This is a genomic window from Flavobacterium collinsii (genome assembly GCF_946903285.1).
GTDB classification, from domain to species: domain Bacteria; phylum Bacteroidota; class Bacteroidia; order Flavobacteriales; family Flavobacteriaceae; genus Flavobacterium; species Flavobacterium collinsii.
In genome coordinates this window covers 2,302,004-2,318,073 of the sequence record NZ_OX336425.1, presented here as the reverse complement: position 1 = coordinate 2,318,073, position 16,070 = coordinate 2,302,004, and the positions used below count along the sequence as shown (strand labels likewise).

Here is a 16,070-nt window from a genome sequence, read left to right as displayed (position 1 = left end):
CTATTACAACAGTTTCTGAATGATAACTTCTTCAGTTATTCCTTCGGCATCTGCTTTATAGTTTTTAATAATTCTGTGTCTTAAAATTCCGGTTGCCACTGCTTTGACATCTTCAATATCCGGAGAAATTTTCCCATTGAAAGCGGCATGAGCTTTTGCAGCCAAAATTAAGTTCAAATGAGAATGTATAAAACAAAAAACAGTTGCAAGACCGTTCTTGCAACTGTTTAATTAATTATCTTTATGTAATAATCTGTATCGCTTTTGTAGGACGAGACAAATTAATAATGATCTCTCTGCTTTTTAAGTTACGAGACAATTCCTTTAAATTTTTATAAAGAATTTTATTGATTTACAGGCACTGTTTTACAAGTACCATTACAAGAAGTCATTGGACTTTGTTTATGAGTATATGTATCTTCTTCTGCGTATTGACCTCCTTTAATTTTTTCTAAATTTAACTTTGTAACTACTTCTTTTCTTAAGACTAGGTCTACAATCAATTTTTTCTTCATAATTTTAATATTTTTTGTTAATAATAATCAAATATATAATTTTAAACTTACGTTTCATACATTTACACAAAAATTTCATACAAAAAAACAAAATATCAACAAGAACGAATAAATGACAACGCAGGTATATAAAAAAATAAATCTAAAACTAGAAATTAAGCTGGACGAAATTTATGAAACTTTAAAAATAGACAATGATTCTAAAAATATTGGGATATTTACTGGGCTTTCAGGAACTTCACTTTTCTTATTTTATTATTCAAAATTAAAAAATAACGACGACGCATCTGAAATTGCTATTACACTAATCAAGAAATGTTTCGAAAGAATAAATGAAGGCTACTCACACACCACTTATTGCAGTGGAATAACTGGTTTTGGATGGCTACTTGAGCATTTACTAGAAGAAGATTTTATTGATTTTGATAACGACGAATTATTGGTTGACCTGGACGATTATTTGCTAAGTCAAATGAAAAATGATTTTAAAAATAGCTACTATGACTTTTTACACGGCGGTATCGGATACGGTTTTTATTTTCTTAAACGTTATAAAAATACTTCATCAATAATTTTAAAGAAAAAATACGAGGAAAACCTTTTAAGAATAATAACCTATTTAAGGGATAATTCAGAAAAAAAAGGAAACACAATAAGATGGGCTACAGAGAAAAACAATGATGATCAGCCATCTGAATATAATTTAAGTTTAAGCCATGGCATTACCAGCATAACTAATTTTTTGTGCAGATTACACACTGAAAATATTTTCAGACCGCATGTCGAAGATATGATTGTTGAGAGTACTAATTTTATACTTTCTTGTAAAAATCAAAATGAAGATTGTTTTTCATTATTTCCTAATAACCAAGCCGAAGATTCAGAACATCAAGAAAATCTCAACCCCAAAAACAGTAGATTAGCCTGGTGCTATGGAGATCTAGGAATTGGCATCACTTTGCTCAACGCTGCCAAAGTTCTTAATAATAAAATATTTTTTAAAGAAGCCATCCAAATCCTAACACATGCTTCACTCAGAACAGCACCTGAAAAAACCTTGGTCAACGATGCAGGGATATGTCATGGAGCATTTGGAAATGCATTAATTTTTAATCGCATTTTTAAAATCACTAATAACCCCATTTTTTATGAGGCATCTCTTTTTTGGTGTAATCAAGGGTTAGAAATGTCATATCATAAAGACGGAAATGCAGGGTATAAGAAATGGTTTCCTGAAAAAGAAGAATGGAAAAAAGAAATTTCATTACTAGAGGGAATCGCAGGAATTGGATTGACAATTATAAATTTATTAAGTTTATCAGATCCGAATTGGGATGAATGCTTAATGCTAAGTTAACTAATAATTCAAACAAATGAACACGCATATTCCATATAAACATTTTGAAAACTACATTCTCAGAAGCCCTTTAAAACCAATATCATTTTTTAAAAACCTTACTTCAGAAACAGAAATTACAAACAAATATTTAACAGATTTACTGGATGATTCCTCAATTAAAGAGGCCATATATCTTGCATCACCAGAATTTCACAATGAAATTTTAAAGTGGAAAAATAATTCCCCAAATAAAGGATCTGATGACAAAATCAAGTATTCGCTTCTAAAATACCTTTCTCGTTTATCTTCAAGATGCACCCCATTTGGGCTATTCGCCGGATGTGCAATAGGCTACGTAAATAAAAATACTAATATAGTGCTGGAAGAGAGCACTAAGAATCTAAGACATACTAGATTTGATATGAATTTCTTAGTTGCTTTAGCGCATAATATTGAAAAAATTGATTTTGTAAAGCAACAGCTTATCTTTTCTCCAAATAAAACAATTTATCAAGTAGGAAAGAACATCAGATATATAGAGTACATATATACAGACGGAAAAAGAAACCATCAAATTGCTTCATTATACAACTCAAAGTATATTACAAAAATTCTAAACTCTTCTAAAAACGGCAAACTTTTTAAAGACATTGTAAAGACAATTACAAATGAGAACATTGATATTGAATTAGCAATTGAGTTCGTAAATGACCTAATCGCAAATCAAATACTAACAAGCAACTTAGAACCATCTATTGTTGGAATTGAATTTTATGATCAAATTATTGCAACTTTATTGCCTTTAGAAAATACGGCTCATTTAGTGAAGGATTTAATAAAAATTAAAAAATTAATTTCTAATCTGGACAAATCACATGACAATCAAATAGTACAATATCAAGAAATTATTTCATTAGTCCAAAAATTAGACACAGGGCTTGATTCTAAATACTTGTTTCAAACCGACATGACACTAACCACAACTGTAAATAATATAAGCGTAGATATTATTGAAGAGGTAAAAAAAGCAATTTCATTGTTGAATAAATTAAGTGTAAATTCTGAGAATAAAAATTTATCTGATTTTAAAAAAAGTTTTCTAAAAAGATATGAAGGCAGAGAAATTTCATTAGCACACGCTCTAGATACCGAAATTGGCATAGGGTATCTGCAAACAGGAAATCAAGGAGATCTGAATCCTTTAATTGATGATCTAAATTTTGCAGATCCGAACAGAAACAACCTTTCTTCTCAAATCACTTCTACATACAATCAAATTATTCATAAAAAAATAATAAATGCTTTTATAAATAATGATTACATCATTTCTCTTAACGAGAATGACTTTTTTAACGATCAAGTTCAATGGGACAATCTTCCTGATACAATGTCAACTATAATTGAATTAGTAACCGTTAATGAAAATCAAAAAATTAAATTTGATAATATTGGAGGTTCTAGCGGAGCTAATCTTTTGGCAAGATTTTGCCATGGAGACAAAAATATTCACCGACATGTAAAAAAAATTATTGATGTCGAAACAAAAATAAATGAGACTAAAATCTTAGCAGAAATTGTACATCTGCCACAAGCCCGAATTGGAAATATTCTGGCAAGGCCTTCTTTGAGAGAATTTGAAATTCCTTACTTAGGAAACTCCATAATCGACCGTAAATTTCAAATTCAAATTAGCGATTTATATATATCGATTAAAAACAACAAAGTAATTTTACGTTCCAGGAAACATAATAAAGAAGTAATTCCAAGATTGACTAATGCCCATAATTACTCCAATTTATCATTACCAATATATCATTTTTTATGTGATCTGCAAACTAGCGAAAAAAGGACTGGTTTAACTTTCGATTTAGGGAATATTGTGAGCGAATATAATTTTATTCCACGAATTGAATTTGGAAAAATCATATTTCATGAAGCAACTTGGTTCATTGACACCAATTTATTGAAGCCCGCTTTTGACAATTTAAACAATCATTGTGAATTAAAAATTAAAATTTCAGACTTTCAAAAAGATAACAAAATACCTGATTTAATTTTGCTAGTCGAAGGAGACAACCAACTATTAATTAATTTAAAAAACATTACTTCTGTAAAAATGTTTTTAGATACAATAAAATCACGCGAAAAGTTCAAGATAATAGAATTTTTATTTTCTGAAGATAGTATTGTAAAAAATAAGAATGATGAATACTATTCTAATCAAATAATACTTTCGTTTTACAACCATGAAAAACTTAACTACTAAAATGCCAAAAAAATCTAACATCCAACGAAATTTTATTGTAGGAGACGAATGGTTATATTATAAAATTTATACTGGTTTTAAAACATCTGACCTTATTTTAACTGAAATATTTAAACCATTAACAAAGGAATTGATCAAAAGTCAAAAAATCAAAAAATGGTTTTTTATACGTTATTCAGATCCTGATAATCATCTTAGGATTAGATTTCAATTTTCGAAGGAACAAGAATATTTTGAAGTTATAAATAAACTTAATCCCTTATTAAAAAAATATTTAAACAAAGATTTAATCTGGAAAATACAAATTGACACCTATCAAAGAGAAATTGAACGATACGGAGAAAAAACTATTGAACCTTCTGAGGGACTTTTTTTTCATGACAGCGTTATGATAAGTGAATTCCTCGATTTAATTGAAGGAGAAGAAGGAGAAGAAATACGATGGTTATTTTGCTTAAAAGCTATTGATCAGTTTTTAAATGATTTTGAATACAATAATAAACAAAAATTGAATCTTCTTGAAAATTTAAAAAACAATTTCGCTGCCGAGTTTAGAATGGATAAGCACTTAAAAATACAGGTTGATACTAAATACAGGTTAAAAAGAAAAACAATTGAAACATTTATGAATTGTTTTACAATAGGTGAAAATCAATACATCGAAATTGAAAATCTCTTAAAAATAAAAAGTCTTTCAATTTCTACAATAGTTGCAGAAATTCTTAACTATCAAAATCTCAACTTAGATGACTTCCTAAATAGTCATATTCATATGCTAACTAATCGATTATTTAAATCAAATGGGAGGTCAAACGAAATGGTGGTATATGATTTTTTATACAGACACTATAATTCGCTAGAAGCAAAAAACAAAAAGCAAATACACTAAATTTATAATTTAGTGCATTTGCTCACCATCATAAAAGAAAGAACTAAACCTGTCTCTTGAAGATTGTTCTAAACTGGTAAAAAAGACGTTCAATTAGTCTTAAGTCTTGTGTAATAATATCTGCACTACCGACCATTTCTTGCTGAAAATTAATCTGTTTTTTATATGACGTTTCCAATCCATTAGGTAACGACACATCAATTAATATATTATTATCTTTATCTGGTGTCAATGAGATCTGAGTAATTTTTCCTTTTATAACTCCATATTCTGTATCTGGGTAATTCGACAATCTTATAGTAACATCCTGTCCCGCTTTTATTTTTCCAGAATTTAAGGCTGGTGCTTTTAATTTTCCAATATAATTACTTTTATCATCAGGAATTACTGCAAATACAACAGAGCCCGCTTCAATATTTTGATGCACTGCCCAAATTTGTAAAAAAGTTATTTTTCCTTTTATAGCTGAACGTAAAACATAAGACAACTCCCAATCTTTGATAACTTTCTTAAGTTGATAAAATGACTGAATAACATTACGCTCCAAATTAACGTTCTCCGTTTTTTCATTAATTTGAGTAGATTTGCTTTTCCTATTTAACTCATTTAGTGATGATTTTAAAGTAGAGATTGTATTTAAAATTCCTTTAAAATTTTTTTCGGATTGCAGATACAATAATTCCTGTTTTTCTACTTCCTGAGTAGATATTATACCTTTTTTAAATAGTCCCTGATAACGTAGTAAATCTTTTCTTTGTAATTGTAATTCACTGATATTGATATCACGTTGAGATTCTAAAAGATTTAATCGTTCTTTTATCTGGGTAGATTCATAACCTTGGGCAGCTCCTTCAATTTTGTATGGTTGAAGATTGCTATTTAATTCATTTATCGCGCTTTCTTTCTGAAAAACTGCATAGGCACTCTCAATTTCACCCAGTTGCAAAGATTTTAATTTTTCAAATGGAAATTTGGTTTTATTTATATCGATAGTATCAACTATATTTTTTAAAAGAAAAACATCATTATAGTTTGCTGCATTTTCGATTATCGCCAACGGAGTATCTTTTAAAACGGTTTCTTTATCTTTTACCAAAATAGCTTCAATCCTTCCTGAAACTTTTGCTACAAGTTTTTCCGGAGGAATTGCAGTAGTGATTGTAATTTGACCTGAAATGATATCCGGATATTTTAACACCCAAGAAAGTAAAACTAATAAGGCCACGAAACCAAATAAAAGAGTATTACCAAAAAGTAAAATAGATTTAGGAGGATCAGAGAGTATATCTCTAACTTCCTCACTATGAATTTTTATATTTTCATCTATCTCATCCATATATTTATTTTATAAAATTATTTTGAAAAATTAATTATTAGTTCCCTAGCTCTAATTGATTTTTCACCAACTCATAATATTTTCCTCTTAAGTGGGTTAATTCATTGTGGTTACCATTTTCAACAATTTCACCATTTTCAAGAACTATAATATTATCCGCGTTCTTAACAGTGCTTAGTCTGTGAGCAACAATTATGACTGTTTTTCCAATAGTAAAATTATTCAGGTTTTCCATAATAGTCTTTTCATTGTTAGCGTCTAGAGCACTGGTTGCTTCATCAAAAAAAAGATACAGCGGATCTTTATAGACTGCTCTGGCAATCATTATTCTTTGTTCTTGACCACCACTTAATCTAATGCCAGATGTACCCAACTCTGTATTATATTTGCCCGGTAATTTTTGAATCAACTCGTCCAGATTTGCCACAAATGCCGCTTTAACTAATTTCTTCTTATTGATTACCACATTCTGCTCTGATTCTGAAATGTTTCCAGCTATAGAATCATTAAACATAAAAGTATCTTGCATAACTGCTCCACAGTTCATTCTCCAAAAATCATTATTGACGTTGTTCAATTCAACATCTCCAACATTTATAGTTCCCTCTGTTGGACTGTAAAATTTCAGTAACAATTTCATCAAAGTAGTTTTACCACTCCCACTTGCGCCAACAATTGCAGTAGTTTTACCTTCCGGTATTGAAAAAGAAACATTTTTTAATACAAAAGAAGACGATTTTCCTCCATATTTAAATGATAAATTCTTTATTTCAATTGTTTTATTATAAGGCAGTTCTCTTACTTTCTCGTTCTGTTCTAAATCCTCATCCTCACGAGTATGCAATTGCGATAACCTTTCTAAGCTTATTTTTGCATCTTGCCAGGTTTGAATAAAAGTTATAAAACTGTTTAACGGTAAATTTAGTTGTCCTACGATATACTGTGTAGAAATCATCATTCCCAGTGTCAAATTTCCATCAACTACCGCTTTGGCGGCCAGAAATGTTATCGCCATGTTTTTAAACTCATTGATAGATGTCGCCCCAATTGACTGAAATTGAGCTAATTTTAAAGAACTTAGTGAAGTCTTAAATAATTTTATCTGCATAAATTCCCATTTCCACCTATTCTTTCTTTGAGAATTATTAATTTTTATTTCTTTAACTCCATTAATAATTTGTATCAAACTAGTTTGACTTAAAGAAGTTTCTTCAAATCTTTTATAATCTAATTCTGCTCTTCTTTTTAAAAAAAAGAAAGTCCACCCTATATAAATTATTGTCCCGAAAATGAAAACAACAAAAATACTTGTATTGTAATAACATAATATACAGTTAAATACAATAAAAAGTATTACTGAAAAAATCATATTTAATGTTGAAGACGAGACAAAACTTTGAATTCGATCATGATCAACAATCCTTTGCAAATGTTCACCGGTGTTTCTTGTATCAAAATAAATAACAGGAAGCTTAAGCATTTTATATAAAAAATCTGAAATCATTTTTATGTTAAAACGACTCGTTATATGTATTAAAATCCATTCTCTAAAAATACTTACAAGAGTTTGTGACAAAATCAATACAAATTGAGCAATAAGAATAAGATAAATAAAAGAAATATCGCTATTATTAACCCCTACGTCAACAATAGTTTGCATTAAAAAAGGCAAAATAAATTGTATGACCGTTGCAACAAATAATCCTACAAAAAGTTGTACAATTAATTTTCTGTAAGGCTTAAAATAAGGCAACAAAAAAGAAAAGCCTTTATTGTTACTTACCTCATCCTGTTGTAAAGAGAAATTGGTATTTGGTTCTAATAACAATACAAAACCCAAACCATCATCTGAATCAGTCCAGGATCGTAAAAACTCTTCATGAGAATAGGTTAATAAACCTTTAGCAGGATCAGAAACATAAATTTTAGTTTTACTCGTTTTGTAAACAACAACAAAGTGTTTATTTTTCCAAGGAGAGATAAACGGAGTAGGAAGCTCATTTACAAGACTTTCCAAAGAAACCCGCATTCCAAGTGAGCGCATTTCAATAGATTCTGCTGCTTCCGCTATACCAGCCATAGTCACTCCTTCTTTTGTTATATGTGCTTTCTCTCTCAATAATTCTCTTGAAAAAGTTTTACCATAATGTTTTGCAATTATTCTAAGACAAGTTGGCCCACAGTCTCGGGAATCTAATTGTTTAAAAAAAGGAAAATTATTCTTTAATGCCATAAGCTTAACACGTGTATATTTGTAAAAATTCTTGTAATTAATCTTTTTTTTGAAGACTTTGAAAAATATAAAACCTTATTTATAAAAATTAAAATTCTTCATTAATTCTAAAAATCTCATAGACTTCAAATTGGATTAATTTCTAAAAATTTTGAATAAGTGAAATTATATGGCTGATTACTTAAATCAATATCTTTTAGCACTGAAAACCATTTTTCCTTGATCATACTACACTTATCTTTAATCTCATTATACATTATCATACCATTTTCAGAAAAGAAATTTTGTGCTAAGTTTTCAATTTTAATTACATCCTGAGCATATTTGTTCAAATAAAAAGAAATCCTACCAAATGCTTCATGTTTTTTCTCTGCGCAGAAAACATTATTATCCAAGCAAGCATCCAGACAAATGAGTGAGCAATAGTAAGAAAATATATTATGAAATTTCATATTTATTGTAACAACTTCTTTAAATCCTACTTCCTCAATCTCAATTACATCCAAGATAAAGTTTTTATCTCCTTTAAAAAAAAGATCTTTATCTGCAAGAAGAGTATTTAATATGACATGGCCGCTTTGCTTTGCAATATCATCAATAAAAAATACTTCATTATAATCGTCCTGAAAAGCATTAAAAAAAACGATACCATGAGCAGAAAGAGCCGCAAATGAGTTTCTCTGAAGATTGTCAAGCCTGAAGACAACACACTTTGGTGAATACTTCTCTACTAATAAAAAATATTCAGGACAATACATTTTAATGAGATTGTATGCTGCAGTAATAGTTGCAAAGTGAGTTTTAGAAATTTCTTCAACCTCAACATCAAGTAATTTATTTTCGTAATTAAAGTAAAACTGTTTTAATAAAGAAATTGGATACTTTAATATTTCAATTTTGGTGTTTTCAATTTTTTGAACTTTTTCAAAATGAAATTTTACAGCTAACTCATCTTTATATAACTCAAAGTTTTTTATTTTAAAAACTAAATTCACATCAAAATATGTAGTAGAGAACCAGCCAACATTTGGAATATAAAACCGTCCACAGTTGTCTGTTGTAACTTTTACTTCTTCTAAAACATCTGTAAATCCACAAATCAAACTATTGAGATTACTTCTTTCCGAGTCAATACAATTAAAGTAAGAGAATAGTAATGGTTCATTAAAAACCTCCTCATTATCAAAGTCAATAACATCAAATATATTTTCATTCTCTTTATAAAGAGCTAATTTTATATTATCATTTAAAATATTTCTGCCGTTTGACAGAAATCGATCAATATCAATAAAATTCATTGTTTTTTGTTTAAAACTAAAGTTTTATAACTAATTTAAAAAAATCAAACGCTATAAAACTAAGGGCAATTTAATACTATATAGTCTTTACTGCTATGCAAACTTGTAGAGTTGAAGATTTTTTTTAACATAAAAATCTTCAATAGGGTTGCTTTCTGCAAATTGGGAATACGTAAAATTATACGGTTGATTTTTCATGTCAAAATCCTCTAATAAAATCTTATATTTTCTCAAAGTTTCAAAATATTTATTTTCTATTTTTTCAACTATTTCAATTCCTAACCTTGTAAAAACTTCATTTATCTCACCATAATTAACAATGACCAATTTCAATCTATCAAGATCTAAAGTACATTTTAACAAATAAAATGTAATTCTGCCCAATGCTTCATGCTCTTGTCTATTTTTAAAGACATTATTCGTTACACAACTGTCAAGACAAAGCAAAGTGGTATAATAAGTATATAAAGCATGAACTAAGGTATAAACATCTCTATGATCTTCTAAACCAATTATACTTTCTACTCTCTCATTTTCATTTATTTTAAACACTGAGTTTTTGTCATGTAGTATCGTAGTCAAAATTATATGCCCTGTCTGATGTGCTACATCATCTACAAAAAAAACTTCATCGTAATCCTCTTGATAAACGTTAAAAAATGCAATTCCATGTGCACTTTTTGTAGCAAAAGAATTAATACTATCAGGATGAGTTTTAAACATTAAAATCTTTTTACAACACTCCTCTATCAATTTGTATTGCTCATGAGAGTTTTCTTTTATAAACGATAACGCATTTGTAAGTAATTTGATGTTTTTGGCATAAATATTTTCATCAATAATTATTTCTTCATTTGGCAACAAAACTAACTTTTCGAAAATATTTTCTAATAATTTCACCGGATGTTTTAAAAGCTCGATGGTTGTATTTTCGATAATAATGATGGGATCAATTAGTTCTTCTGTACTTTTTCTAAAGTATCCAACATTGGGAACATAAGCTATTTCCTGAGAACTAAAAGAATGTTCAAGTTCGATTTTTTCAGGAAAAATAAAATATCCTTGTATAATTTCCTTTAGTAAATGATCTGAAAATCCAAAATCTTCTTTTAATTTATAAAAGCTAAACAGCAAAGGCTCTAAGAAAACATTATCATCTTCAAAATCAACTTTTTCTAGTAACGATGGATTTTCTTTATAAATCAATAATTTAATTGTATTTACTAACTCTGTTTGATCTATCATAATTTATTAAAATTCTAATTATATCAATAATACCTAAAAAAAAATTCTTGTGAATTCACAAGAATTTTTAAAAAAGAATTTTCTTGAAAAATTATCCAAGTTTTGCTCCAATAATTTTTGAATCTACTTCTAATACACCTGTAAGATGACACCCAGCTTCTGCTGCTATTTTTCCTCCAGAAATACTGTTCATAACTTCTTCAGATGTAACTGATTCTGCTCTTTCTTTTAATGCTTCAAAACTTAATTTCATAATTTTTTAATTTAATTATTAATAGATTTTTATTTTAAAAACTGATTTTATTTTTATTTTAAAAACTTAAAATTTCTAAAACAAGCTAATAAAAAGCTTTAGTTTAATTCAAAAAAAAATCTCACGGATTATGTCCATAAGATTTTTTAATTATTTTTAAAATTACTGTAGCTGTGCTTGCGCAAGTTTTGCTCCAATAATTTTTGAATCTACTTCTAAAATACCTGTAAGGTGACATCCAGCTTCTGCTCCTCCAGATATACTGTTCATAACTTCTTCAGATGTTACTAATTCTGCTCTTTGTTTTAAAGCTTCAAAACTTAATTTCATAATTGTTAGGTTTAATGGTGTAATAATAATTTATTTTAACCAATATCATTTCATTAATTCATAAATTTTCAAAAATAAATGAGAATAATATTAATAATGTCAAATATATAAATATAATTTTAACCACAATACAATTCTTACTTTTTTTTCAAAAAATAAATTCAAACCAGAAATCAAAACCCAACATAGCAAGATTTTACCTAGTAAAAAATATAATTAAAGCAATGTTTTAATGATAACTTCTCCTGTTATACCTTCGGCATCAGTTTTATATTTTTTAATAATCCTGCGTCTCAAAATTCCGGTTGCAACTGCTTTGACATCTTCAATATCAGCCGCAATTTCTTGCACACTAGGAAAACATTACCACGTACCAAAATATTATCATTATTAGCTTTGTTAATTAAATAATTACATTCGAAATCAAAAAATAGGAGGCATCAAAATTAAATTTACAGGTCGAATCACTACTTTACCATCTCTGCTAACTATATCTTCTCTTAATCGGCATAACTAATCCATACAATGAAGTAGCGTTCGTCGTCAAAGTAAGTATACACGCTGTTGGAGATAGTGAACAACGCAGCGCTCCTGCCCATCTGGAAGGCCAGCACGGCCGCGGAAAGGGCACTCGTACCGAGTTGTTCCAGCAGTAGATTCAGGCCTTTGAGGTCAGCGGCTGACAGGCCGTCAATATGGGCTTTGATGCGGTTCTCGAGGATCACCAGTTGACTCAGGTCTAAGTTCAGCGCCTCGACGGCATGGGCACGCAAAATGGCGAGGGAGGTGACTTCTTCATTGTACTGGTCGAGAATGAGGGGATTGACACCTAAATACCTCCAAGCCCAAAAGTAAGCTGACACATATCAAGGTGTTATCTCATGCCAGAGTTCTCCATCGTTGCTCCAGCACAGTTTCTAGGCCCACTGGACAGCAGTACACCATCGACGGCATGCAGATGTTGGCAAGTGGGTGCTGAAGTAATGCCCATATCCACGGGCTGTAAGTCATCGGTGCTCTCCAGCCAGAAAAGCCCACTCTCAGTGGCCACGTACAGCCGCTCACCAAACCACTCCAGTTCCCAGAAGTCATCGGTCGAAACGTCATGCTTTATCACTTCCCAGTGCTCGCCGTTACTGCGCAGCAAGGTGCCCAGTTGCCCGCAGGCGAATACCAGGTCTTCACGTACCACTTTAACTTGATGAAGCGCCAAGTTGATGGGCGAGTCAATTGATTGCCAGATGCCTTGCTGTCGATGCCAAATTTCACCGTTGAATCCTACGGCATATACACTGGCTTCCTTCAGACCATCCACCGAATTGCAACCTGATGAATCGGATATAGAGGCAACGATAGCGCAGAAACCCTTTGCATGCTCACAAAGATGATCCACAAAAAAAAGCCTCGCAATTTACGAGGCTTTTGATAATCGGTTTTACAACAGTTTCTGAATGATAACTTCTTCTGTTATTCCTTCGGCATCTGCTTTATAGTTTTTAATAATTCTGTGTCTTAAAATTCCGGTTGCCACTGCTTTGACATCTTCAATATCCGGAGAAAATTTCCCATTGAAAGCGGCATGAGCTTTTGCAGCCAAAATTAAGTTCTGAGAAGCCCTTGGTCCTGCTCCCCAATCTAAATAATTTTTAACAAAATCATTTGACAAAGCATTATCAGGACGTGTCTTGCTGACTAAAGTTACCGCATATTCAATTACATTATCGGCTACGGGAATCCTACGAATCAAATGCTGAAAATCGATAATTTCCTGCGCAGTGAATAATGGATTAATGGTTGTTTTAACATCAGAGGTGGTACGTTTCACTACTTGAACTTCTTCTTCAAAAGTTGGGTATTCTAACTTAATAGCAAACATAAAACGGTCTAATTGCGCTTCCGGCAACGGATAGGTTCCTTCCTGCTCAATTGGATTTTGGGTAGCCAATACAAAGTAAGGCAAATCTAACTTATAGTTTTGACCTGCAATGGTAACAGAACGTTCCTGCATGGCTTCAAGTAAAGCAGCCTGTGTTTTAGGCGGAGTCCTGTTGATCTCATCGGCCAAAATGATATTAGAAAAAATAGGCCCTTTGATAAATTTAAAATATCTGTTTTCATCCAGAATCTCACTTCCCAGAATATCCGAAGGCATTAAATCCGGCGTAAACTGAATTCTTTTAAAATCTAAACCTAAAGCCTGAGACAAAGTATTAATCATTAAAGTTTTTGCCAAACCCGGCACACCAATCAAAAGAGCATGACCTCCTGAAAATATACACAGTAAAATTTGATCTACAACGGCATCCTGGCCTACAATAATTTTTGCTATTTCGTTTTTTAATTCGTTTCGTTTCTGAACTAAATTATGAATTGCTGTTACGTCAGACATTTAGATATGTTTTTTAAATTAAAAAGAGTTAGTATTATGAATTCATAAAACTAACTCTTTTTCTTTATTTAATAAAAATTATTTTTTTAGCCAATTGTAAACAAAATTACAATCTCTGTATTCTCCAATAATTTTGATATACGTATCTTTTATTTTATTATCAAACCATTTTGAAATTGTCGTGATCTGCTTTTCTTTCAATGCCAAGTCTTTAATTTTAGTATAATCCTTAGCATAATCTGCAGTATGCGCATCAATTCTATTGGTAACTGTAACTATTTTATACGTTTTTTTCTCTTTATCATCTGTATTTAAAACTGGTTGAGAGATTTCATCGTCTTTTAAATTAGAAACCTGACTGTATAATGTCGGATCCATCTTAGTCAACTCAAAACGGGTATCTTGTGTATTCGGATTAATTAAAACCCCTCCATTTGCTCTTGTTTCCTTTTCATCAGATTCTGTTCTCGCGGCCTCAGCAAAAGTAATCTCTTTACTAACAATTTTATTTCTAATATTCGTAATTCTTTCTTTCGCCTCTTTCAAAGCAGCTTCAGAAATTGTAGGCATAATTAAAATATGGCGTAATTCAATTTCCTGTCCTTTGATTTTTTCTACCATAATAATATGATATCCAAAAATAGTTTTAAAAGGCTCCGAAACTTCCCCTTCTCTCAAACTAAAAGCAACATCCTTAAACTCTTTTACAAAGGGCGTTTTTCTGTTCATTTTATAAAAGCCACCACTCGGAACAGAAGCTTTATCTTGAGAATACAAAACGGCTTTGGTAGCAAAACTAGATCCTGCCAAAATATCTTTTCTCATCGCATTCAGCTTATCTACTACCTTTTGCTCATCTTCTTTTGAAACTTTAGGCTCTACCACAATTTGTGCCACTTCCATTTCAGCTCCGAAAGTTGGTAACTCCTCTTTTGGAATCTTTTTAAAGAAATTACGAACTTCTTCCGGTGTAATTTCAACCGCATCCACAATTTTCTTAGTCATTTCTGAAGCTAATTTTTGCTCTTTTAAGATATCTGCAAAATAGGTTTTAAATTCTTCAACTGAATTCTTTTTGTAATAAGCTACAACTTTATTAATATCTCCAACTTGCTGAGTCATTGTACTTAACTTATCCTCCATAATACTCCTAATCTCCGCATCACTCACTACAATACTATCCTGAATCGCCTGATGTGCATACAATTTATCTTCTAAAAGCTTACCTAGCATCTGGCATCTGGTAATGTCTTTTGTAGATCCTCCTTGTCCCGAAATTTCTAAAAATCCTTTATCAATATCCGAATCCAAAACAATATAATCTCCAACTGTAGCAATAATACCGTCAATTTTTAGCTTTTGTCCAGATGGAACGACAATAGCGGGTTTGCTAACTACTGTATCCTTAATAACTTCCTGAGCCGAAATAATTGAGTTGAAAAAAAATAAAAAACACATTGTCAACACGAATTTGAAATCAATTGTTTTTAGCGATAATTTTTTTAATAACATTATTTAAAATTTAATTTGAATGTAAAGGTCTTGCTTTAGAATTTCGTCTTAAACCGAGCTTACTTTGAAATACTTCAGGAATATACTTCCGGAAACATTAAACTATTAAGATCTAGTTCATTTTGACTTATAACGAACAAAAATAACAATTCAATTACATAATACAACTATCAGCAATACTATTAACAAAAAATTATAGAGCTGATCTTCAATTTTATTAGTAACTGACTTCTAAGCCCCGTTAAATAGCTACTAAAAATCGCACTAAGTTGTTATTAAGTCCTGAAACAATACGTTTTAGAAACAGGCTTTACTAAATTTCAAATCTTTAAATACGGTTGTAACAAAAAAAGTTATCAGTACTACAACGTTTTCGTGGGATAACTATTTTCCTGCAAAATCGAATGAAATCAAAAAACATATACTTTAGATACGTAATTAATAATTTAAGAGCAGATAAATTAC

14 protein-coding genes and 2 pseudogenes are annotated in these 16,070 nt (G+C 30.4%); 3 read left to right on the top strand and 13 right to left on the bottom strand.

The annotated features are described in order from the left end of the window. Positions 1 to 3: 3 nt before the first annotated feature. Both OGZ34_RS10070 and OGZ34_RS10065 read right to left on the bottom strand, forming a co-directional pair. Positions 4 to 174, bottom strand: a pseudogene (locus tag OGZ34_RS10070) (AAA family ATPase); the annotation flags it as partial. Between the two features lie 170 nt (positions 175 to 344). Continuing rightward, positions 345 to 515 carry a hypothetical protein gene (locus OGZ34_RS10065; protein ID WP_173968346.1) on the bottom strand — a complete coding sequence of 57 codons (171 nt, stop codon included), beginning with the start codon at positions 513 to 515 and terminating at the stop codon, positions 345 to 347. Between the two features lie 112 nt (positions 516 to 627). On the opposite strand from OGZ34_RS10065, the gene OGZ34_RS10060 reads away from it, so the two are divergent. Genes OGZ34_RS10060 through OGZ34_RS10050 form a run of 3 tightly spaced genes read left to right on the top strand, consistent with a single transcriptional unit; the run spans position 628 to position 5,009 of the window. Next, on the top strand, positions 628 to 1,872 hold the full coding sequence (locus tag OGZ34_RS10060; RefSeq protein WP_263362928.1) for a lanthionine synthetase C family protein: 1,245 nt from the start codon (positions 628 to 630) through the stop codon (positions 1,870 to 1,872). A gap of 16 nt (positions 1,873 to 1,888) precedes the next feature. Then, complete coding sequence (locus OGZ34_RS10055; protein WP_173968348.1) at positions 1,889 to 4,120, top strand: lantibiotic dehydratase family protein; 2,232 nt, start codon at positions 1,889 to 1,891, stop codon at positions 4,118 to 4,120. Continuing rightward, on the top strand, positions 4,101 to 5,009 hold the full coding sequence (locus tag OGZ34_RS10050; protein WP_263362927.1) for a thiopeptide-type bacteriocin biosynthesis protein: 909 nt from the start codon (positions 4,101 to 4,103) through the stop codon (positions 5,007 to 5,009). The genes OGZ34_RS10055 and OGZ34_RS10050 overlap by 20 nt, the downstream gene beginning before the upstream one ends. A 43-nt stretch (positions 5,010 to 5,052) precedes the next feature. Here the strand turns inward: OGZ34_RS10050 and OGZ34_RS10045 are convergent, their stop codons facing one another. The 11 genes and pseudogenes from OGZ34_RS10045 to OGZ34_RS09995 form a co-directional block, all read right to left on the bottom strand. After that, on the bottom strand, positions 5,053 to 6,345 hold the full coding sequence (locus OGZ34_RS10045) for an HlyD family secretion protein (RefSeq protein WP_263362926.1): 1,293 nt from the start codon (positions 6,343 to 6,345) through the stop codon (positions 5,053 to 5,055). Positions 6,346 to 6,382: 37 nt separating this feature from the next. Further along, the gene (locus OGZ34_RS10040; protein ID WP_173968351.1) at positions 6,383 to 8,578 is read right to left on the bottom strand and encodes a peptidase domain-containing ABC transporter; all 2,196 of its coding nucleotides are present in this window, start codon (positions 8,576 to 8,578) and stop codon (positions 6,383 to 6,385) included. Between the two features lie 125 nt (positions 8,579 to 8,703). Beyond that, a complete protein-coding gene (locus OGZ34_RS10035; protein ID WP_173968352.1) occupies positions 8,704 to 9,876 on the bottom strand; it encodes a hypothetical protein in 1,173 nt (390 codons plus the stop codon). A gap of 93 nt (positions 9,877 to 9,969) precedes the next feature. Beyond that, on the bottom strand, positions 9,970 to 11,121 hold the full coding sequence (locus tag OGZ34_RS10030) for a hypothetical protein (protein ID WP_263362925.1): 1,152 nt from the start codon (positions 11,119 to 11,121) through the stop codon (positions 9,970 to 9,972). Positions 11,122 to 11,212: 91 nt separating this feature from the next. Beyond that, entirely contained in the window at positions 11,213 to 11,374 is a 162-nt protein-coding gene (locus OGZ34_RS10025) for a hypothetical protein (RefSeq protein WP_173968354.1), read from the bottom strand. A gap of 162 nt (positions 11,375 to 11,536) precedes the next feature. Continuing rightward, the gene (locus OGZ34_RS10020) at positions 11,537 to 11,704 is read right to left on the bottom strand and encodes a hypothetical protein (RefSeq protein ID WP_173968355.1); all 168 of its coding nucleotides are present in this window, start codon (positions 11,702 to 11,704) and stop codon (positions 11,537 to 11,539) included. Positions 11,705 to 11,920: 216 nt separating this feature from the next. Then, positions 11,921 to 12,049 (bottom strand): annotated as a pseudogene (locus tag OGZ34_RS10015) (AAA family ATPase); the annotation flags it as partial. 155 nt (positions 12,050 to 12,204) lie between these two features. After that, a complete protein-coding gene (locus OGZ34_RS10010) occupies positions 12,205 to 12,567 on the bottom strand; it encodes a hypothetical protein (RefSeq protein ID WP_263362924.1) in 363 nt (120 codons plus the stop codon). Between the two features lie 11 nt (positions 12,568 to 12,578). Next, positions 12,579 to 13,097 carry a beta propeller repeat protein gene (locus OGZ34_RS10005; RefSeq protein WP_263362923.1) on the bottom strand — a complete coding sequence of 173 codons (519 nt, stop codon included), beginning with the start codon at positions 13,095 to 13,097 and terminating at the stop codon, positions 12,579 to 12,581. A gap of 42 nt (positions 13,098 to 13,139) precedes the next feature. Further along, positions 13,140 to 14,093, bottom strand: a complete 954-nt coding sequence (locus OGZ34_RS10000; RefSeq protein WP_173968358.1) for an AAA family ATPase — start codon at positions 14,091 to 14,093, stop codon at positions 13,140 to 13,142. 78 nt (positions 14,094 to 14,171) lie between these two features. Then, the gene (locus OGZ34_RS09995; protein ID WP_173968359.1) at positions 14,172 to 15,605 is read right to left on the bottom strand and encodes a peptidylprolyl isomerase; all 1,434 of its coding nucleotides are present in this window, start codon (positions 15,603 to 15,605) and stop codon (positions 14,172 to 14,174) included. Positions 15,606 to 16,070: the final 465 nt, after the last annotated feature.